The sequence below is a fragment of the Streptomyces sp. NPDC101178 genome (assembly GCF_044767965.1).
Lineage (GTDB): Bacteria > Actinomycetota > Actinomycetes > Streptomycetales > Streptomycetaceae > Streptomyces.
Map to the genome: position 1 here is coordinate 419,949 of NZ_JBIWOZ010000001.1, position 19,192 is coordinate 439,140.

Sequence of the window (19,192 nt, forward strand, 5' to 3'; positions counted from 1 at the left end):
TATGGGGCGTCCTAGCATGCGGCAACGGGACCGCTTTGCCGAACTATTCGGAGTCGCCCCCATGAACCCTCATCGCAAGATCCGCGTATCCCCCAGCATGAGCCCCGCAATGAGTCGGCCTGTACAGGGCGGCCTGACCGTCACCGCCCTGGTTTTCGTCCCTCTGCTCGCCGTCGCGGGGAGCGACGGCTTCCGCGCCACCCTCGATTTCACCACCGGCGTCCTGTCGCTGGTGTCACTCAGCGCGACCGTCGCCTGGGGTCTGCTGGCCACGGACCGGCTGTTCCTCTCCACCCGTCAGCGGATCATCTGCCAGGGCATCCACCGGGCCACGGCCATCGCCGCGCTCGGCTTCCTGCTGCTGCACGGAACCGTGAAGATCGCCCTCGGGCACGTCTCCGTGATCGGCGCCCTCATACCCTTCGGCCTCGGTGTGACGGGAACGGCGGGGCTGATCGGCTTCGGGTCGCTGGCCGGGCTCCTCATGGTCGTCACGGCCGCGACCGGTGCCCTGCGCAGCGCGTTCGCCCACCCCTCGCCCACGGCCACCCGGCTCGGACAGTCACTGGGCTCGCCCCGGGAGGCGGGCGGGATCGCGGGCCGGTGGCGCGCTCTGCACGCCCTGGCCTATCCGGCCTGGTGCGCCGCGCTGATCCACGGCCTGTACGCGGGCCGGGCACCGGCCACCTGGGTCGTCGTGATGTACGGCCTCTGCCTCACCGCCGTCGCCGGCGCCCTCTGCCTGCGGCTGCTGCCGCGCCCGACGAAGCGCCGCATCACCGACCGGATCACCACGCTGATGAACGCGGACGCGGGCTTCGACACCCCGGACCCGGTGCTGCGCGCGTCCGCACGGCCCGGCACGGACCGCGAGGCGCCTTCGGGAGACCCCGCCGGGTGGAGGGAGCCGGACCGCGGGGTCCGGGGCACTCCGGTGCGCCCGCGCACCCTGTCGGCGCCGGCACCACCGCCGATGCCACCCCCCGTACCGCTGTCCGGGTCGCTGCACGCGCCGCACGAGACGCACTCCCTGCACGAGGCGCCGACGGAACTGCTGTACGGGGTCCACTCCCAGGCGTACGAGCCACCGCCCCGCAGCTCCGACCGGCTCGCCGACGGGCCTGCGGGCGGACCGGGCATCGGGTCGGCGGGTGGCTCCGGGATCGGGCCGGCGGGCGGGCCGGGCATATCGGCCGGATACCGCTTCGTCTCGCAGGCCGGCGACGCCACACGCCCGCCCGGCGCCAGATGGCCGGCCCCGTCCCCCGCACCGCCCGCGCAGGCCCACCACGGCCCGCAAGGAGCCGAGCACACCTACGCGCCCCCGCAGGAACCACCGCTGTACACACCACCGCTCCACACCACGCCCTCGTACGAGACACCGATGTACGGCACCCCCGCGTACAGCACGCCGACCCACAGCACGCCGACCCACAGCGCACCCGCCTACGGCACACCGACCTACAGCACAGCTGACGCGACGCCTTCTTTCGACAGCGGCCAGACCAGCAGCGGCCAGACCAGCGGCCGCCAGACGCCCGCCTACGAGGCGCCATACGAAGCCGCCTACGCACCCGCCTACGAATCACCGTCCCGGGCCGCCCCGTCGGCCGGCCCCTCCACCACAGCCACCCACAGCACACCCATCCCCGGCGCCGAGCCGTCGGCCGGACCGTTCTCCGCGCCCCCGGCCGGCGAACCGTGGCACGCACCCGCAGGAGACCGACCGTGAATGCCCCTCTTCCCGACGTTCCCGAGGTCCGCGTCGTCGGCCTGCCCCAACTGACCACCGGCTTCGACCTGGTGGAGCGGCTCGACCTCGCCATGCACCTGAAGGTGCACGGACCCCTCGAACCGATGACCGGCGAGCGGCTGGCCGGGCTGGCCGAGGCGATATCCCTGCGGGGGCGGGGCGGCGCCGGATTCCCCTTCGGGAAGAAGCTGCGGGCCGTGGCGAAGGCGTCCATCCGGCGCGGTGTGCGGCCCGTCGTCGTGATCAACGGGAGTGAGGGCGAGCCCGCCTGCCGCAAGGACACCGTCCTGCTCAACCGCGCCCCGCACCTGATCCTGGACGGCGCCCTGCTGGCCGCCGAGGCGCTCGGCGCGCGCACCCTGGTCGTCGCCGTGACCCGTAACTCCACCGAGGTCTCCGTACGCGCGGCGCTGGCCGAGCGCGGCCTCTCCGACCGGCGCGGCCAGCAACTGCGCGCCCGGGTGATCCGCACCCCGGAGCGCATGGTCTCCGGCGAGGCGTCCTCGGTGATCCGGGCGGCGAACGGCGGCCCGGCCCTGCCACCCGGCCGGCGCGAGCGGGCGGCGGAGACCGGGGTCGGCGGCTCACCGACCCTGCTGTCGAATGCGGAGACGTACGCCCAGCTCGCCGTGGCCGCCCGGATCGGCCCCCGCCGCTACGGGCACACCGGGCTGCCGGACGAACCCGGCACCGTCCTGCTGACCGTCTCCGGCTCCGTGGCGCGGCCCATGGTCATCGAGGTGCCGACCGGGGTGCCGCTGCGGTACATCCTCCAGCTGGCCGGAGCCCCGCCGCTCCCCCAGGGCGTGCTGACCGGCGGGTACCACGGCAACTGGATCGACGCGGTCGCCTCCCACAACGCGGTGATATCCCGCGAGTCCCTGGCCACCGTCGGCGGCGCGCTCGGTGCGGGCGCGATCCTGCCGATCGGGCCGGACACCTGCCCGCTCGGCGAGTCCCTCCGGATCGCGAACTGGCTGGCCGCCGAGACCGCCGGGCAGTGCGGCCCGTGCAAGCTGGGGCTCCCCGCGGCGGCCGGCGGCCTCTCCGACGTGCTGAACGGCGGCGGGCCCGCCGCGCTGGAGGCCCTGCGCGAGGTGACCCAGGCCGTGAAGGGCCGGGGCGCGTGCAAGCATCCGGACGGGTCGGCGCGGTTCTTCATGTCGACGCTGTCGGCGTTCACCGACGACCTCGCCGCCCATGTCCTGGACGGCGGCTGCGGCCGCGAGACGGTCGGGGTGCTGCCGCTGCCCGCCTCCGGCTACCAGGACGTGGAGGAGTCGATCCCGAGCGGCGAGAAGCTGGCGGTGGACTGGACGCTCTGCCAGGGCCACGGCCTCTGCGCGGACATCGTCCCCGAGCTCATCAGACTGGGCCCCGACGGCTATCCGGCGCTGGCGGACGCCTCGGTCCCCATGCATCTGCGCGGACGCGCCCAGCGGGCCGTACGGCGCTGTCCCGCGCTGGCCCTGCGGATCGAGCAGCCGGCCGCCGAGCGGCAGCAACAGCGGCCCGCCCTGCCCGCCGTCAACCGGCGGGCCCTGGGCAGCGGACGCGACTGACCGGACAGCACAGGAACGAAGGAAGCGGGCCACCCGGATCCGGGTGGCCCGCTTCTTCACTGCCAAGATTATGGATCTTGTGGAGCTAAGGAGAATTGAACTCCTGACCTCCTGCATGCCATGCAGGCGCTCTACCAACTGAGCTATAGCCCCTTGTTGTTTGCCGCCCGGTTCCCCTTGGCGACATCGAGAACATTACACGGTCCCCCCGGTGCTTCACCAAATCGCTTCCGATGAGTGGGCATATGCCCGAATTATCCGGAGCGTTGAGCCGTCAGCCGCAGGTCAGAGGCCCGGAGGATCATGCCGTCGCGAAGGAGTAGAACCGCTTGAGCGTGCAGTGCTCCTCCAGGAGCCGCCCGTAGATCGGCTCCCCCTCCAGCTCCCGGTAGGTCTCGATGGGGTCGCCTTTTATGATCAGCGCCCGGGCGCATTCCTCGCACCAGTACTGGTATTCCGGGTTGATCGGGTCCATGTCCCTGACAATGGGCGTACCGCTGCCGCACCAGTCGCACTTACGCCTGTGTGCACCCATCAGTCAGCTCCAGCTGTGGCCGCAGGCCGTACACACGTAGGAGACCCCTCCGTTGTCGCCCAGGACCTGGGCCACGTGGGACGAACCGCAGGACGGACAGCCGAGCCGGGATCGATCTTCGGACCTTACGGGACCGGGAGGCGGGGCCGGGACAAGGGGCAGGCCGGGGACGTGTTCGCGACTCGCAGGCATCGCGCTCCCTCCCGATCGGTCCGTCGCCCCCTCCGGCGCTCCGATTCTGCCATGACCCCGCAAGAGGGTCAGCCCGCTTCACGCCCCCTACGCAGAAGATCCCGCCCCCAGACGGGGACGGGATCTTCGATTGTGGAGCTAAGGAGAATTGAACTCCTGACCTCCTGCATGCCATGCAGGCGCTCTACCAACTGAGCTATAGCCCCGCTGTTCGCTCTGTTTCCCTGCGTTTCCGCGCTGCGAACAAGAAGAACTTTAGCCTGTGACCTGCCGGAAAGTGAAATCCGGCCGCGGCCGCCCGTGGACGGCCCGCGAACAGCGGCCGAGCGGCCCCGGAAGGCGGCCTAGTCGTCGTCGCCGAGCACCGGCTCCGGCAGCGTTCCGGCGTTGTGCTCCAGCAGGCGCCAGCCGCGCGCACCCTCGCCCAGGACGGACCAGCAGCAGTTCGACAGCCCGCCGAGCCCCTCCCAGTGGTGCGCCTCCAGACCGAGGAGACGGCCGATCGTCGTCCTGATCGTGCCGCCGTGGCTGACCACGACGAGCGTGCCGTCGACCGGCAGCTTCTCGGCGTGCTCCAGGACGACCGGCGCGGCCCGGTCGGCGACCTCGGTCTCCAGCTCACCGCCGCCCCTGCGCACCGGCTCGCCGCGCTTCCAGGCCGCGTACTGCTCGCCGTACCGCTCGACGATCTCCCCGTGCGTCAGGCCCTGCCATTCACCCGCGTACGTCTCACGGAGTGCGGCGTCGTGGGCCACGGTGAGGCCGGTGACGGCGGCGAGCTCGGCGGCCGTGGCAGCCGCCCGCCGGAGATCGGAGGCGACGAGGGCGTCGGGCTGCAGCGAAGCGAGCAGCCGGGCGGCCCTGCGGGCCTGCCCGACGCCCTCCTCGGTGAGCTCGATGTCCGTGGAGCCCTGGAATCGGCGCTCCAGGTTCCACGCGGTCTGGCCGTGACGCCAGAGGACGATCCTGCGGCCCCGGCCGCTGCGACTGCCGTTCAGCTCTGGTCACCTTCCGTGCTGCCGTTGAGCTGTGCGTGCTCCTCGGCCTTGCCTCGGGTCCTGACCGCGTCCTCGGGGAGGGCGATCTCCGGGCAGTCCTTCCACAGGCGCTCCAGCGCGTAGAAGACGCGCTCCTCGCTGTGCTGGACGTGGACGACGATGTCGACGTAGTCGAGGAGGATCCAGCGGGCGTCGCGGTCGCCCTCACGGCGCACCGGCTTGGCGCCGAGCTCCTTCTGGAGCTTCTCCTCGATCTCGTCGACGATCGACTTGACCTGGCGGTCGTTGGGGGCCGAGGCCAGCAGGAAGGCGTCGGTGATCGACAGCACATCGCTGACGTCGTAGGCGATGATGTCGTGCGCGAGCCGGTCGGCGGCCGCCTGAGCGGCGGCGTTGATGAGCTCGATGGAGCGGTCCGTGGCGGTCACATGCAGGCTTTCGTCGGCGGTCGGATGCAACCTCTAGGGTCTCACGGACCGCCGACAGCCCCTCCCGCCGACGATTACTTGCTCCTGTCGTCCTGCTACTTGCTCTTGTAGTCCTGCCCCAGCACGGCGGACACGTCCGCGTTGGCGGCCGGCTCGCCCTTCTTCACGGCATCGGCGGGCAGCCCCAGGGTCTTGGCGACCTCGGTGGCCTTCCCCTTGTCCCCGGCGCTCCGGTAGAGCACGACGGACTCGGCCTCGGTCTCGGCCCTGCCACTGTCCACGAAGGCGTAACCGCCGTTGACCAGCGTGATCCGGGCGGATTCGCCGGCGTCGGCGTTCCCGGTGGCGTTGCGGACGGCGACCCTCAGAGGCGCGCCCTCCTCCGGAGCCTTCACCGTGCCGCCGAGGATGTCCTTGACGACGCTGCGGGTGGCCGCGTCGGTGAGGGTGCCGTCGTCCTGGACCGGCAGCATCGCCGTCTTGTAGTCGCCGACCTTGGCCCGGGACGCCAGCTTGGCGAGCGAGGCCCCGAGATCCTTCTCGGGCAGCGACGGGTCCAGGACCTGCGCCAGCGTCTCCACGGTGACGGTCGCGGCCTTGGGGTCCTCCGAGATCTTGCGCAGCACCGCGCGCATGACCTCCCCGAACCGCGCCAGCTGCTCGGCCTCGGCCTCACCGGGCGCGAGGTAGGTGGCGTACGCGACGGCCATCGGGCCGCTGAGCGTCTGCGCCTCCCCCTTCCTCACCAGGGGCGCGGCACCCTTCTTGGCGTCGGGAACATCGATGTCGGTGTCCATCTCGATGTTGCCGACCTGCTCGACGAGGATCTCCAGGTACGGGGTGTCCAGCCGCCAGGTGCCGCTGATCCTGGTGCCGAGAAGGGTCTCGATCGACTCCCTGGTGCCGGTCCTGCCGTCGTCGTCGACGGACTTGCCCAGCGTGGTGGTGGTTCCGTCGTCACCGGCGACGGCGAGGGTGTTGGGCAGCAGGACGGTGGTGCCCTGCTTGGTGGTGGCGTTGTCGACGAGCAGAGCTGTCGACGTGCCGCCCTTCTTGGTGTTGTGCAGGTGCACCACGATCACGTCGCGCTGCTGCGCGCCGGCGGCGACGGACTTCTTCTCCTCCGGGCCGGAGAGGCCGGGAAGCATGTCGGCGGACCAGAGGTACCCGACGCCGCCGACCACCACGAGCACGGCGACGACGATCAGCGCGATCATCCGGTTGCGGCCCTTGCGCCGCGCCTCCTCGCGCCGCTCGCTGCGGCTCTCGGTGAACTTCAGCCAGTCGATAACGTCCTCGGAGTCCTCGTCGGGCTCCTCGATGAACGAGAACTGCTCGGTGCGGTAGTCCGGCGCGGAGCCGCGCTGCCCGGGGACGGAGGGATCCGCCTCGGCCTCGGGCTCCGGCTCGCGCGTGGGCTGGGGGGTCTGCTGGGTCTGCTGCGGTGCCTGTTCCGGTGCGGGGGCGGCGCCCTGCTGCGGGATGTTCCACTGGCCGGTGTCGACGGCGGCGGGCTGCTGCCCGGTGGCGTAGCCGTAGTCGGTGTAGCCCCCGTAGCCGTACCCCTGGCCTTGCGCCTGGCCCTGGCCGTAGCCCTGGTCGGTGCCTTGGCCGCTCTGGTCCTGCTGCTGGGCCTGCTGTCCCGCGTACGGGTCGTAGGGCTGCTGGGACCCGCCGTACGGGTCGTATCCGTACCCCGACCCCGCGTCCGAGGCCTGCCCCTGCGCCTGGCCCTGTCCCTGCTGGGCGGCGTAGGGGTCGTACTGCTGACCGCCCTGCTGCTGCCCTTGCTGCTGGTACACCGGCTGCCCGTACTCGTCGTAGCCGATGATCTGCGGCTGCTGGTAGTACGGGTCGTGTCCGTACGGGTTCTGTCGGTCGTTCACCGGTGCCCCTCTCCGTGGCTCAGTCGCCGCGGTACAGCTGGCGCTTGTCGATGTAGCGGACCACGCCGTCCGGCACCAGGTACCAGACCGGCTCCCCCTGCGCGACCCTCTCACGGCAGTCCGTGGACGAGATCGCCAGCGCGGGCACCTCCACGAGGGAGACGCCGCCCTCGGGGAGTCCGTCGTCCGTGAGGAGGTGACCCGGCCGGGTCACACCGATGAAGTGGGAGAGCGAGAACAGCTCCTCCGCGTCACGCCAGGTGAGGATCTGGGCGAGCGCGTCGGCGCCGGTGATGAAGAAGAGGTCCGCGTCGCCGTGGACCTCGCGCAGGTCCCGCAGCGTATCGATGGTGTACGTCGGTCCGCCACGGTCGATGTCACTGCGGCTGACCGAGAACTGCGGGTTGGACGCGGTCGCGATGACCGTCATCAGATAGCGGTCCTCGGCCGGGGAGACCATCTTGTGGCTCTTCTGCCACGGCTGCCCGGTCGGGACGAACACGACCTCGTCGAGATGGAACTGGGCGGCCACTTCACTGGCCGCCACCAGGTGTCCATGATGGATCGGGTCGAAGGTCCCGCCCATGACGCCGATCCGGCGCTTCTCGGGGCCGGTAGGCACTTCCTGCTCTCCCATGCGTGCAGAGCCTACTGGCACAGCTGTACGCCTCTGACTCAGCGGTCGCGGTTGAAGCGGGTGGTGACCCAGAGCAGGAACATCAGCGCGAGGAAGGCGAGGCCGCCGACGAGGTAGGGGTTGAGGCTTTCGTGGTTGCCGCCGCCCTCGCCTCCGGAGGCGAGGGTGACCAGCTCGTGTGCGGTGCTCGTGAGGCTCATCTTCGGCAGGACCTATCGATCGTGAGTCGGAAGGAAGACGTCGGGCACATCGTATGCGGGGCCTCCGGGCACGCTCACGCCGACTCAGTCGTTGTCACCGTTGTCGCGGTATCCGCGCAGCAGGAACCAGGCGAGCAGCACCGCTCCGACGATCGAGGCCAACAGCACGATCCGGAGGGTGGCGCCGGGTCCCTGGTCCTCGGATACGGCGGCGAGAGTGAAGGCGATGTGCGGCATTCCGGGCGCTCCTCATAGTTGTCCACAGCCCCCCGCACACCGTAGCGCCAGCGCATACGCTGGGTTTTGTCCGGGGGACGAGCGACGTCTCGTACGAACAGGGGGCCATCCATGACCGACACCAGTCACGAGAACGTGCCGAGCAGGGCGCGCAGGCGATTTCCCGGGATCTCCTCCCGGGCCTACGAGCACCCGGCGGACCGGTCGGCCCTGGTGGCCCTGCGCCGGCTCACCGGTTTCGACACCGTCTTCAAGGCGCTGAGCGGGCTGCTCCCGGAGCGGAGCCTGCGGCTGCTCTTCCTCTCCGACTCCGTGCGGGTGAGCGAGGCGCAGTTCGCGCACCTCAACGACATGCTGCGCGACGCGTGTTACATCCTGGACCTGGAGAAGGTCCCGCCGATGTACGTCAAGCAGGACCCGCAGCCCAACGCCATGTGCATCGGGATGGACGAGCCGATCATCGTGGTCACCACCGGCCTCGTCGAGCTGCTCGACGAGGAGGAGATGCGGGCGGTGGTGGGCCACGAGGTGGGTCACGCGCTCTCCGGCCACTCGGTGTACCGGACGATACTGCTGTTCCTGACCAACCTGGCCGTGAAGGTCGCCTGGATCCCGCTGGGGAACGTAGCGATCATGGCCATAGTGACGGCGCTGCGCGAGTGGTTCCGCAAGTCGGAGCTCTCCGCCGACCGGGCCGGGCTGCTGGTGGGCCAGGACATCCAGGCCTCGATGCGCGGTCTGATGAAGATCGCCGGTGGCAACCACCTCCACGAGATGAACGTGGACGCCTTCCTCGCCCAGGCCGACGAGTACGAGAAGGGCGGGGACCTGCGGGACTCGGTCCTCAAGATCCTCAATGTGCTGCCCCGGTCGCACCCCTTCACCACGGTGCGGGCCGCCGAGCTGAAGAAGTGGTCGGAGACCCGGGACTTCCAGCGGATCATGGACGGCCACTACCCGCGACGCGACGAGGACAAGGACGCCTCGGTGACGGACTCCTTCCGGGAGTCGGCCACGCACTACGCCGACACCGTGCGGACGAGCAAGGACCCGCTGATGAAGCTGGTCGGTGACATCGCCGGAGGCGCCGGGGACCTGGGCGGCAAGCTGCGCGACAAGTTCACCGGAGGCGCCGGGGCCGCCCGGGGCGGTTCCGCTACGGGCTCGGACGGTACTCCCGGAGGGCCTGAGGGGACGGAGGGGCCTGAGGAGGGGCCCCGGAAGGCGTAGGGGCGCTCAGCGGCGCCAGGGTCCCGCAGAGGGCCGCGGTGGGCCGGCCGGCGGCGTACGGGTCGGTGGGCGCGGGGCCCCGGTCGTCGGCCCGCTCCCCCGCCAGGAGCGGGCGCAGCGCCCCCGCCGGGCCGGACGAGCAGGACTGCGGCCCGGCCTGTACGTGGGCGGTGCGCAGCTCCAGCCGGTGCAGCCGCAGGTCCTCGCGGTCGAAGCGGAAGCGCAGCTCGCGCCGGACGGTGAAGAGCGAGGCACCGTCCTCCTTGCGGGGGCCGGTCGCCGGGCGCAGGGCGTAGGTGAAGGTGTGGTCCGAGACGACCTCCAGGGTGCCCGCGCCGTCCTCCGCGTACGCGAGGGTGCCCTGGACCCGGATCCCCGGGTCCGCGAGCTCCACCTGGGCCGGGTCGAAGCGGACCAGCCAGCCGGTGGCGGCGTGGAGGCCGTCGTCGGCGGGGCTGCTCATGGACCGTTCGAACTGGCCCCGCTGGTCCGGGTCCAGGAGCTGCTCGACGGGCCTGCGGACCTGGCCGGTGAGGACGTCCGGGTTGAGCGAGGACTCCACCAGGTAGTCCTTGGCGATGGCGAGGGCGGTGGTGATCTGGCTGTCCGAGAAGTTCTGCGTGCGCCGTACGGAAGGGAAGTTGATGCCCTCGCCGCCGGTCCGGAAGCCGGAGAGTGGTGCGGCCCGGTAGAGCCGCTCGGGTGATCCGGCGGGTACAGCTCCGCGCGGGGCGAGGGACACCACGGTGGTCCGGAGCGGTTCGGCCCGCCGGGTGACGGGTTGCGGATAGGGGTTGCGGAAGCCGATGTAGACCGCCGCGGCGAAGGCCAGGGCGATGAGGACGACCAGCACGATGGCGGCCCGAGAGCCGTGGTGAGCGGGGGCCGCCGGCTCCGGCAGGGTCCGCACGGCGCGGGCGGGCTCGCCCATCCGCTCCCGGGCCGAGAATTCCTGCATGCGGGCACTGCGGATGAACGATTCGTCGAAGACGAGCGAGCGGTACTCGTCCTCGCCGCCCTCGGGGTTCTCGGGCGGGCCGTTCGGCGGTTCTGAGCGGCCTGTCATGACGTCTCTCCCGCATCTCCGCACCACCGGGTCCAGCGCGGCGCGCAACGGTCTGCTTCGGCCGCCAGGTGTCCGGCAGCGAGAAGCCCCCCGGAAGCGAGGGGTCACATCATCAGAGTAGGTCGATCAGCGGTGACGTAAACGCGGAGAGCGGCGCGAAGTGGCGGCCGGGACCACCGCCGTTCGGGTGATGGACGGGCGGTTGACCGGATGCTGGGCCGTTCAGGGAGCGTGGGGCGTGGCGGAGACCGTCGGGCGCGAGTGCTCCACGGCGGCCGGCGGAATCGCGCCCGGCTGGTCCACCCCGCTGGTCGCGGGCGGCGGCACCGGGTCCTGGCGGTTCGCCGAGGTGCCCCGGTAGACGGCGGAGAAGGCGAGCGCGACCATCCCGACGCCCATCACCACAGCCAGCAGCCAGGCGACCGGGCGGTGCCAGCGGGCGGCGCCCCGGTAGCCGCCCGGCCCGTAGGAGCCCGGGCCGGCGTCGTCGTCGGGGTCGTAATCGAGGTCCTGCGGGTCGTGGTGGGCCTTGGAGCGGCCGTACGAGCCGTATTCGCCGTCCGTGGGGCGGCGGCTGCGGCGGGTCCGGGCGGCCTCGGCCTGCGCGCGGGCCTCGGCGGCGGCCAGGAGCCGCTCCACGGCGGTGGGTTCATGGACGGTGGCGGCCCGGACGAAATCCTCGTCGAACACCACGGAGGCGAAGTCCTCGTCCGCGCCCCCGCGGTCGTCGTCGGGCTCCCAGCCGTCCTGGAACGGCTTGCCCCCCACGTCGTCCGGCACGGATTCAGCGTAGCCGTGCCGGGACGTTTTGGGCAGGTGCTCCGGAAAGTCGCCGGGCCGGCGGGAGGGGGAACATGCGGGCGGACCATGCCCCGGACGCGTCAGGCCGCCGTGGCTGCCGGGTGTGGCTACCGGGTGTGGCCGTCGCCGGTGACGATGTACTTCGTCGAGGTCAGCTCCGGCAGGCCCATCGGGCCGCGGGCGTGCAGCTTCTGGGTGGAGATGCCGATCTCGGCGCCGAAGCCGAACTGTCCGCCGTCCGTGAAGCGGGTGGAGGCGTTGACGGCGACCGTGGTCGAGTCGACCAGCTGGGTGAAGCGGCGGGCGGCGGCCTGCGAGGTGGTCACGATGGCCTCGGTGTGGCCGGAGGACCAGAGGCGGATGTGGGCCACGGCCGCGTCCAGGGAGTCCACGACGGCCGCCGCGATGTCGTACGAGAGGTACTCGGTCTCCCAGTCCTCGGTCGTCGCCGCGACCACGGTGGCCTTGGTGGACTCGGCGTGGGCGAGGACCTGCTCGTCGCCGTGGACGGTGACCCCGGCCTCGGCCAGCGCGTCCAGGGCGAGCGGCAGGAAGGCGTCGGCGACGTCCTTGTGGACGAGGAGGGTCTCGGCGGCGTTGCAGACGCTGGGGCGCTGGGCCTTGGAGTTGATCAGGATGTCGACGGCCATCGACAGGTCCGTCTCGGCGTCGACGTAGACGTGGCAGTTGCCGGTGCCGGTCTCGATGACGGGGACCGTGGACTCCTCGACGACCGTACGGATCAGGGAGGCGCCGCCGCGCGGGATGAGGACGTCGACCAGGCCGCGGGCGCGCATCAGCTCCCGTACCGAGTCGCGGCTCTCGCCCGGGACGAGCTGTACCGCGTCGGCCGGGAGGCCCGAGCCGCCGACCGCGTCGCGCAGGACCCGGACCAGGGCGGTGTTGGAGGCGTACGCGGAGGAGGAGCCGCGCAGCAGGACCGCGTTGCCGGACTTCAGGCAGAGGGCGGCGGCGTCCACGGTCACGTTGGGGCGGGCCTCGTAGATGATGCCGACCACGCCGAGCGGGACGCGGACCTGGCGCAGGTCGATGCCGTTGGGCAGCGTGGAGCCGCGCACCACCTCGCCGACCGGGTCGGGCAGCGCCGCCACGTCCCGTACGTCGGCCGCGATGGCACGGATCCGCTCCGGGGTGAGGGTGAGCCGGTCGATGATGCCCTCGCCCGTGCCGGCCTCGCGGGCCTTCTCGACGTCCTGCGCGTTGGCCTCGACGATCTCGGCAGTCCGCACTTCCAGGGCGTCGGCGATCGCCAGCAGCGCGTCGTCCTTGGCCGCGCGCGGAAGTGGCGCGATATCGGCGGCGGCGGCGCGGGCCCGGTAGGCGGTCTGCGCGACCGGGGAGAGGTTGTCGTAGGGCGAGAGCGTGGTCATGCCCGCAGAGTAATGCGCGCTCTGCGGGCATACGGCACGTATCCCGTGATGCGAGACGGCCGACCCGAGGGACGGACGCCTCGCATCAGGGTCTTTCAGTAGGGGTGCACGCCGACGGGGGCGGCGGGCGGTGGCCCGTACCCCTCGGCGATGCGCTGGTGGTAGGTCTCGCGGTCGATGACTTCGAGGCCGACGATCTTCCAGGGCGGCAGCTGGGCGGTGGATCGGTGCTCGCCCCAGAGCCGCAGCGCGACCGCGGCCGCGTCGTGCAGATCGCGGGCCTCTTCCCAGTAGCGGATCTCCGCGTGATCTCCTGCGTAGCGGCTGGTCAGCAGGAAGGGGTGGTCGTGTGCGAGCTGTTCCAGGCCGCGTCTCACCTCCCCCAGCGGTGTCTCGGTCCCCGAGACGCTGAGGGTGATGTGCCACAGTTTGGACTGTGGCCGGTCCTCCTGCTTCGCCGTCAGCGGCTCCTGTTCGGCGGTGCCTCCCAGGGGCGGGTTCCGGTCGAGATCCGCCCCCGCTCCGACACTCGTCAGGGCGCGGCTGCCCGTGGATCGGGGCGACGCCCCCGGGCGCGCTCGTCTCACCGGCGGCCTCCTGTGATGTGTTGCTGTGCGGACCCCTGTTTCCCCACTACAAAGTGGACCAGTCCACGGCCTGGTCCGGGGCGGTTTTGGTAAAGGTCCCTGCCCGATGGCGGGACTTTCAGCCGTTTCAGGGGGTGAGGCGGGGCGTGAGGACGACGAGATCGTCCCTGTGTACGACCTCGCGTTCGTAGGCGGGTCCCAGTTCGCGGGCGAGGTCGCGGGTGGAGCGGCCGAGGAGCTGCGGGATCTCCTTCGCGTCGAAGTTGACGAGTCCGCGGGCGACCGGGGTGCCGCGCAGGTCGCGCAGCTCCACCGGGTCGCCGGCGCTGAACTCGCCCTCGACGGCGGAGATCCCGGCGGGCAGCAGCGAGGTGCGGCGCTCGACGACGGCTCGTACGGCGCCGTCGTCCAGGGTGAGCGCGCCCTGCGGGGTGGAGGCGTGGGCGAGCCAGAGGAGCCGGTCGGCGGAGCGGCGGCCGGTGCGGTGGAAGTACGTACCGGTGTCGCGGCCGGCCAGCGCGTCGGCGGCGCGGCTGGCGGAGGTGAGGACGACCGGCACGCCGGCCGCGGTGGCGATGTTGGCGGCCTCGACCTTGGTGACCATGCCGCCGGTGCCCACGCCCGCCTTGCCGGCGCTGCCGATGGTGACGCCCGCCAGGTCGCCGGGGCCGGTGACCTCGGCGATGCGGGAGGCGCCGGGGGTGCCGGGCGGGCCGTCGTAGAGGCCGTCGACGTCGGAGAGGAGGACGAGGAGGTCGGCGTGGACGAGGTGGGCGACGAGGGCGGCGAGCCGGTCGTTGTCGCCGAAGCGGATCTCGTCGGTGGCGACGGTGTCGTTCTCGTTGACGACGGGGACGGCGCCCATCTCCAGGAGCTTGTCCAGGGTGCTGTAGGCGTTGCGGTAGTGGGCGCGGCGGCTGGTGTCGTCGGCGGTGAGGAGCACCTGTCCGACGCGGACGCCGTACCGCGCGAAGGAGGCGGTGTAGCGGGCCACCAGGAGGCCTTGGCCGACGCTGGCGGCGGCCTGCTGGCGGGCGAGGTCCTTGGGCCGGCGGACCAGGCCGAGCGGGGCCAGCCCGGCGGCGATGGCGCCGCTGGAGACGAGGACGACCTCGCGTTCGCCGCCGTCCCTGACCTTGGCCAGGACATCGACGAGCGCGTCGACCCGGTCGGCGTCGAGGCCGCCGGAGGCGGTGGTGAGCGAGGAGGAGCCGACCTTGACGACGATCCTGCGGGCGCCGGTCACGGCAGTCGCCCGGCCGGACGGCCCGCGGCCCACAACCGTACGGTCCGAAAGTCCGTGTCCCGACGCCGTGCCGTCCGCCGCCGCATCGTCCGACGGCCTCTGCTCTGCCACGTGCTTCCTCGCCTTGGATCGCCCGGTCTCCGGCGGGGCGCGCACCCGCCGCCCCGGCACAGCACAGTACGCGAGCGGCCGACCTCGCTGCCTGCCGGTTTCGCCCGGTGGACACGGGCTAGGGGGCGTCCCCGATCGCGAGCATCCGGTCCACCACGCGGGCGGCGGCGCGGCCGTCGGAGGGTTCGCAGAAGTCGTCGCGGAATCGTGCGTACTTCTCCCGGTACTCCTCGCTCACCTCGTCGATGTTCCGGATCGCGGCGACCAGGTCCTCCGAGGTCTTGATCAGCGGTCCGGGCGCGCGGGAGGTGAAGTCGAAGTAGAAGCCGCGCAGGGTGTCGCGGTAGTGCTCCAGGTCGTACGTGAAGAAGAGCATCGGCCGCCCGGAGTGCGCGAAGTCGAACAGCACCGAGGAGTAGTCCGTGATCAGCACGTCGGCGATCAGGTAGAGGTCGGCGATGTCCGGGTAGTACGTGACGTCGTGGACGAAGCCCTGTCCGGCGCCGGGGATGGAGTCGAGGACCTTGTGGTGCTTGCGGTAGAGCAGTACGTGGTCCTCGCCGAGCTCGCGCCGCGCGGCCTCGACGTCGATCCGGTTGTCCAGCTTGAAGCGGCGGCCGCCGTAGCGCTGGTCGTCGCGCCAGGTCGGCGCGTACAGCACGACCTTCTTGTCCGCGGGGAGACCGAGCTTCTTCCGTACGGCCCCGGCGCGCTCGGCGCGGTCGGGGGCGTGGAAGACGTCGTTGCGCGGGTAGCCCGCCTCCAGCACCTCGCACCGGAGGCGGAAGGCGTTGGTCATGATCGGGGTGGTGAAGGCGTTCGGCGTGATGAACAGGCTGTACTGGCAGGACCGCTGGGGCAGGCTCGCGATGTAGGCCAGGTTCGCCTTCGGGGTGCCGAGGAGGTCGGCGCCGATGCGCTTGAGCGGGGTGCCGTGCCAGGTCTGGACGACGACCTGGCCCTCGCGGCGGACGAACCACTCGCGGATGCCGCCGTTGGTGACGACGTACCGGCTGCGCGCCAGCGCCTCGTACCACTCCTGGCTGGCCCACTCCACGCCGCGTACGCCGGGCGGCAGGACGACCTGCTGGTCGTGGACCATCGCGATGTGCTCGACCTCGGTGCCGCGCCGCTTGAGCTCCTCGTAGACCGCGCGCGGCGAGTCGGAGAACTGCTTGCCGCCGAAGCTGTTGTAGAGCACGGCCTCGCGCAGCGGCAGCTTGCGCTGCTCGGGCGTGTGGACGTCGCGCATCAGGCGCTGGCGGTAGGCGGCGCGCAGTCCGGGACCGAGGACCGGTCCCGACTCGACGAAGATCCGGTCGAAGTCGACGCGGTCCACGGTGTACGTGCGGTGCTCGCCGCGGTGGGAGAGCGGCAGTACGGGGACGAGGTCGGGGCGGAACGTGACGGGCAGGTCGTGGGTGTGGTCCCACTCGGTGCGCCGGCGCAGCCGTGGCATCCACCGTCCGGCGCGCAGCGGCACGGTGCCCTCGTACGTGGGCATGGTGTCGGGGCGCAGGCGGGCGGTGAAGCGGCCGTCGGCGAAGTCGGCGGGCAGCGGGCGGTCCTCGTTGCGGCCGGTGTGGCGCAGGACCATCGACATCTGCTCGGCCGGGCCGGTGAAGGTGCCGGAGAGGACCAGTTCGCCGTCGGCGCTCCACTCGACGGTGTCGACGACCGGCTGGACGGTGCGCAGCTGCGGGGTGAAGTTCCCGGCGCCGTCGGTGCGGATCGCCAGCTCGCGTCCGCCGGGCAACGGGTGGCAGCCAGTGCGCAGTTGCTCGCCGTTGGTGGCGCGGCGGGTGGTGCCGTCGGCGAAGACGATGAGCGTGCGGTACGTGCGGCAGGTGCCGGGGGCGACGCCGTCGTCGGGGAGGGCGGCGAGGGGCAGCTCCGCGGTGTGGCGGAACCAGCCGTCGTCGCCGGTGCCGGTGTGCCGGAGCGGCAGGTCGGTGGCGAAGCCGGTCGGCTCGTGGTCGATGCGCAGCGCGGTGGGGTGCTTGGCGGCGGGGGCCGTCACGCGGGAGCGGAGGGTCAGGGTGAGGGTGTCGCCGTCGCACCGCTGGGCGTCGATCTCGGCGGGGACGACGTCCACGGTGAGCTTGAGGCGGTTGCGGTCGAACCCGGCGACGAGCCGGACGCCGTCGTCCAGGACGCGGGTGAGGCTGTGTCCGGCGGCGCCCGCGCTGTTCTTGGTGACGCTGCCCACGGACATGCCGCCGGGGCGCGGGATGCCGATGCCCAGGCGCCAGGTGCCGGACTGCCACCGGCCGCGTACCCGCAGCCGGCCCGGGTCGATGCCGATCTCGAAGCCGGACCGGTCGTAGTTGTGCAGGGCGCCCTTGGCCTCGGCGGTGGCGCGGGGCTCGTCGACCGTGCGCAGGCGCAGCGGGAGGGCGGAGCGGCTGCCCTGGCGGCGGAGTGCGGCGACGCGCAGGGAGCGTCTGCCGGTGTCAGAGGGGACGTTGGGGATGTAGGCGTAGCCCTTGACGAGGAGCTTGCCGCCTTCCCAGGCGAGGTCCAGGAGCTTGGCGCGTACGGGGAGTTCGCTGCGGTTGAAGTTGCGCACCGAGGACGGGAGCGAGGAGCTCTCGATGCCGGGCAGCTCGATCCGGGCCCGCCGCAGGCCCTTGACGGAGAAGGCGCCCGGGTTCTCCCGCTCGTAGTGGAGCAGCTCCGCCAGCTCCTCGCCGCGTCCGCTGGCCGCCAGGTGCCATTTGACCCGGGCCATCGGGGAGAACTGCCGCACGATCTTGGGGGCCGCTCGGTCCAGGAAGTCCTTGGCCGCGCTGTGGAAGGCGGGGCGCTCCTCGGCCGGGGTCTCGGGGAAGTACTTCATGAGCCGGCTGAGCTCTTCTGGGATCGCTTCGAGGGACGCCACGCGCGGAGTGCCTTTCCGAGGGAAAACGTACAGATCGTGAACCCCGGGAAAATGGGGTGCAATTGAGACGCCAACAGCGGCTCATGCTTACACCCCGGCACAGTGTGACGCCAATCACACAAATGCCCCCTGCGGGCCCCTCGCGGGCGGCCCGGGAGCCTCGGAGCGCCCTCCGGTCAGACGCGGTGCGCGCGCGGGGCGCGCCACGCGTGCAGCGCCGTACGACAGGCCTTGCGGACCACGCGGCGGGCGAAGGAGACGCGCGGTCTCGGCTGCGGCGGCTCGATCCGGCGGCCGCCGGCCCATTCGGTGACGGTCACCTCGTAGGCGCGCTTCGGAAGGGCGGAACCCTTGCCCGCCTTGGCGAAATGCGGGTACGCGAGGAGGATCCGGTCGCCCTTGCGGACCACCTCGGGCTCCTTCTTGTCCCGCAGGAACGCGGCGATGTCGAGCAGCAGATCGAGCCGCCCGCGAGCGAGCGCGGTGAGCCTCAGCCGCTCGTGGACCTTGAGCCGGCGGCCGACCCCCGGGGTCCAGTAGGCGTCCATCAGAGGGGCGGCGAGAGCCATCTTCTCGCGGCGCACGGCGTCGGACTGATTCATCAGTCCGGGTCCGAACTGGGGCAGCAGCGTGATGACGAACGGACGCACCATCAGCGCGTCCCGGCGCGGACCGGCGGGAACCAGGTCGGCGATGAGCCCCATCAGCGCGCGGGCCGAGTCGAAGCGGCGCCGGTGGCCTCCCTTCTTGGTCATCTGGTTGCCGTCCTCACGGCCCACCAGGTAGTAGCAGGTGTAGTCGGCGACGACGGAGACGCCGTTGCCGCGCAGATAGGCCTCCATGGTGAACAGGGCGTCCTCGCCCGTCTTCAGGTTCTCGTCGAAGCTCATGCCGAGCCGTACGAGGAGGTCGCGCCGGAACAGCTTCTGCGCGCTCAGCGTGAATTTGATGTTGGATTCATAGAGGTCGGCGCGCTCGACGGTCTCTTTCCACATCGACTTCGCCGCCCCGCGGTTGACGCCGACGATCTTTCCGAGCACCACGTCCGTGCCCGCCCGGTCGCCCATGGCGACCATCCGCTCCAGGGCCTCCTCGCCGAAGTAGTCGTCGGCGTCGAGGAAGAAGACGTACCGGCCGCGGGCGAGCTTCAGGCCGCGGTTGCGCGGGCCGCTGGGGCCGCCGGAGTTGGCCTGCCGGACGACGCGCATGGGGATCGCGGTCCGGGCGGCGAACTCCTCCAGGCAGGTGCCCGTGCCGTCCGTGGAGCCGTCGTCGACCGCGATGATCTCCATCCGCCCTGCACCGATCGTCTGCGCCTCCACGGACTCCAGACAGCGGACCAGATAGGGCATCGCTTCATACGCTCCGACGATCACACTGACATCGGGCTCGTGGTTCGTCCTGGGCATGTCGGCCATATGCACCCGTCGATTTCATCATGAAAAAGGACG

The 19,192-nt window shown here is 71.5% G+C and carries 18 protein-coding genes and 2 tRNA genes; 3 read left to right on the top strand and 17 right to left on the bottom strand.

The genetic code is table 11. From position 1 onward, the window contains the following. Positions 1 to 109 precede the first annotated feature (109 nt). Together ACIRR8_RS01880 and ACIRR8_RS01885 are read left to right on the top strand one after the other, a co-directional pair. A complete protein-coding gene (locus tag ACIRR8_RS01880; RefSeq protein WP_404057884.1) occupies positions 110 to 1,732 on the top strand; it encodes a hypothetical protein in 1,623 nt (540 codons plus the stop codon). Then, complete coding sequence (locus ACIRR8_RS01885; protein WP_404057886.1) at positions 1,729 to 3,315, top strand: ferredoxin; 1,587 nt, start codon at positions 1,729 to 1,731, stop codon at positions 3,313 to 3,315. Before ACIRR8_RS01880 ends, ACIRR8_RS01885 begins: the two co-directional genes overlap by 4 nt. Positions 3,316 to 3,395: 80 nt before the next feature. Here the strand turns inward: ACIRR8_RS01885 and ACIRR8_RS01890 are convergent. From ACIRR8_RS01890 to ACIRR8_RS01935, 10 genes are all read right to left on the bottom strand, one after another. Continuing rightward, positions 3,396 to 3,468 (bottom strand) — tRNA-Ala (locus ACIRR8_RS01890). A gap of 148 nt (positions 3,469 to 3,616) precedes the next feature. After that, a complete protein-coding gene (locus ACIRR8_RS01895) occupies positions 3,617 to 3,850 on the bottom strand; it encodes a hypothetical protein (RefSeq protein ID WP_015608461.1) in 234 nt (77 codons plus the stop codon). 3 nt (positions 3,851 to 3,853) lie between these two features. Beyond that, complete coding sequence (locus ACIRR8_RS01900) at positions 3,854 to 4,042, bottom strand: hypothetical protein (RefSeq protein ID WP_404057888.1); 189 nt, start codon at positions 4,040 to 4,042, stop codon at positions 3,854 to 3,856. Positions 4,043 to 4,175: 133 nt separating this feature from the next. Further along, positions 4,176 to 4,248: transfer RNA gene (locus ACIRR8_RS01905), tRNA-Ala, on the bottom strand. 138 nt (positions 4,249 to 4,386) lie between these two features. Then, positions 4,387 to 5,040 (bottom strand): histidine phosphatase family protein, encoded by a 654-nt coding sequence (locus tag ACIRR8_RS01910; RefSeq protein ID WP_404058689.1) that lies wholly within the window; start codon positions 5,038 to 5,040, stop codon positions 4,387 to 4,389. Next, complete coding sequence (gene rsfS / locus ACIRR8_RS01915) at positions 5,037 to 5,468, bottom strand: ribosome silencing factor (RefSeq protein WP_356750299.1); 432 nt, start codon at positions 5,466 to 5,468, stop codon at positions 5,037 to 5,039. Before rsfS ends, ACIRR8_RS01910 begins: the two co-directional genes overlap by 4 nt. 95 nt (positions 5,469 to 5,563) lie before the next feature. Then, positions 5,564 to 7,354: an LCP family protein gene (locus tag ACIRR8_RS01920; RefSeq protein ID WP_404057891.1), complete on the bottom strand. Its 1,791-nt coding sequence runs from the start codon at positions 7,352 to 7,354 to the stop codon at positions 5,564 to 5,566. Between the two features lie 19 nt (positions 7,355 to 7,373). Continuing rightward, entirely contained in the window at positions 7,374 to 7,991 is a 618-nt protein-coding gene (gene nadD / locus ACIRR8_RS01925) for a nicotinate-nucleotide adenylyltransferase (RefSeq protein WP_404057893.1), read from the bottom strand. A 38-nt stretch (positions 7,992 to 8,029) separates the two neighbouring features. After that, positions 8,030 to 8,191, bottom strand: coding sequence for a hypothetical protein (locus ACIRR8_RS01930; protein ID WP_363199495.1), 162 nt, complete (start codon positions 8,189 to 8,191; stop codon positions 8,030 to 8,032). An 84-nt stretch (positions 8,192 to 8,275) separates the two neighbouring features. Continuing rightward, positions 8,276 to 8,428 (bottom strand): hypothetical protein, encoded by a 153-nt coding sequence (locus ACIRR8_RS01935; protein WP_404057895.1) that lies wholly within the window; start codon positions 8,426 to 8,428, stop codon positions 8,276 to 8,278. A 111-nt stretch (positions 8,429 to 8,539) separates the two neighbouring features. Here ACIRR8_RS01935 and ACIRR8_RS01940 point away from each other — a divergent pair, with 111 nt between their 5' ends. Beyond that, entirely contained in the window at positions 8,540 to 9,658 is a 1,119-nt protein-coding gene (locus ACIRR8_RS01940; RefSeq protein WP_404057897.1) for a M48 family metallopeptidase, read from the top strand. Here ACIRR8_RS01940 and ACIRR8_RS01945 read toward each other — a convergent pair. The 7 genes from ACIRR8_RS01945 to ACIRR8_RS01975 form a co-directional block, all read right to left on the bottom strand. Next, on the bottom strand, positions 9,585 to 10,724 hold the full coding sequence (locus ACIRR8_RS01945; RefSeq protein WP_404057899.1) for a hypothetical protein: 1,140 nt from the start codon (positions 10,722 to 10,724) through the stop codon (positions 9,585 to 9,587). The genes ACIRR8_RS01940 and ACIRR8_RS01945 overlap by 74 nt on opposite strands. Positions 10,725 to 10,946: 222 nt before the next feature. Further along, entirely contained in the window at positions 10,947 to 11,504 is a 558-nt protein-coding gene (locus ACIRR8_RS01950; protein WP_404057901.1) for a hypothetical protein, read from the bottom strand. A gap of 128 nt (positions 11,505 to 11,632) precedes the next feature. Then, the gene (locus tag ACIRR8_RS01955) at positions 11,633 to 12,916 is read right to left on the bottom strand and encodes a glutamate-5-semialdehyde dehydrogenase (RefSeq protein WP_404057903.1); all 1,284 of its coding nucleotides are present in this window, start codon (positions 12,914 to 12,916) and stop codon (positions 11,633 to 11,635) included. Positions 12,917 to 13,011: 95 nt separating this feature from the next. Then, on the bottom strand, positions 13,012 to 13,503 hold the full coding sequence (locus ACIRR8_RS01960; RefSeq protein WP_404057905.1) for a hypothetical protein: 492 nt from the start codon (positions 13,501 to 13,503) through the stop codon (positions 13,012 to 13,014). A gap of 127 nt (positions 13,504 to 13,630) precedes the next feature. Continuing rightward, entirely contained in the window at positions 13,631 to 14,749 is a 1,119-nt protein-coding gene (proB, locus tag ACIRR8_RS01965) for a glutamate 5-kinase (protein ID WP_404057907.1), read from the bottom strand. A 229-nt stretch (positions 14,750 to 14,978) separates the two neighbouring features. Next, positions 14,979 to 17,741, bottom strand: a complete 2,763-nt coding sequence (locus ACIRR8_RS01970; RefSeq protein ID WP_404057909.1) for a CDP-glycerol glycerophosphotransferase family protein — start codon at positions 17,739 to 17,741, stop codon at positions 14,979 to 14,981. Positions 17,742 to 17,917: 176 nt separating this feature from the next. Further along, on the bottom strand, positions 17,918 to 19,159 hold the full coding sequence (locus ACIRR8_RS01975) for a glycosyltransferase family 2 protein (RefSeq protein ID WP_404057911.1): 1,242 nt from the start codon (positions 19,157 to 19,159) through the stop codon (positions 17,918 to 17,920). Positions 19,160 to 19,192: the final 33 nt, after the last annotated feature.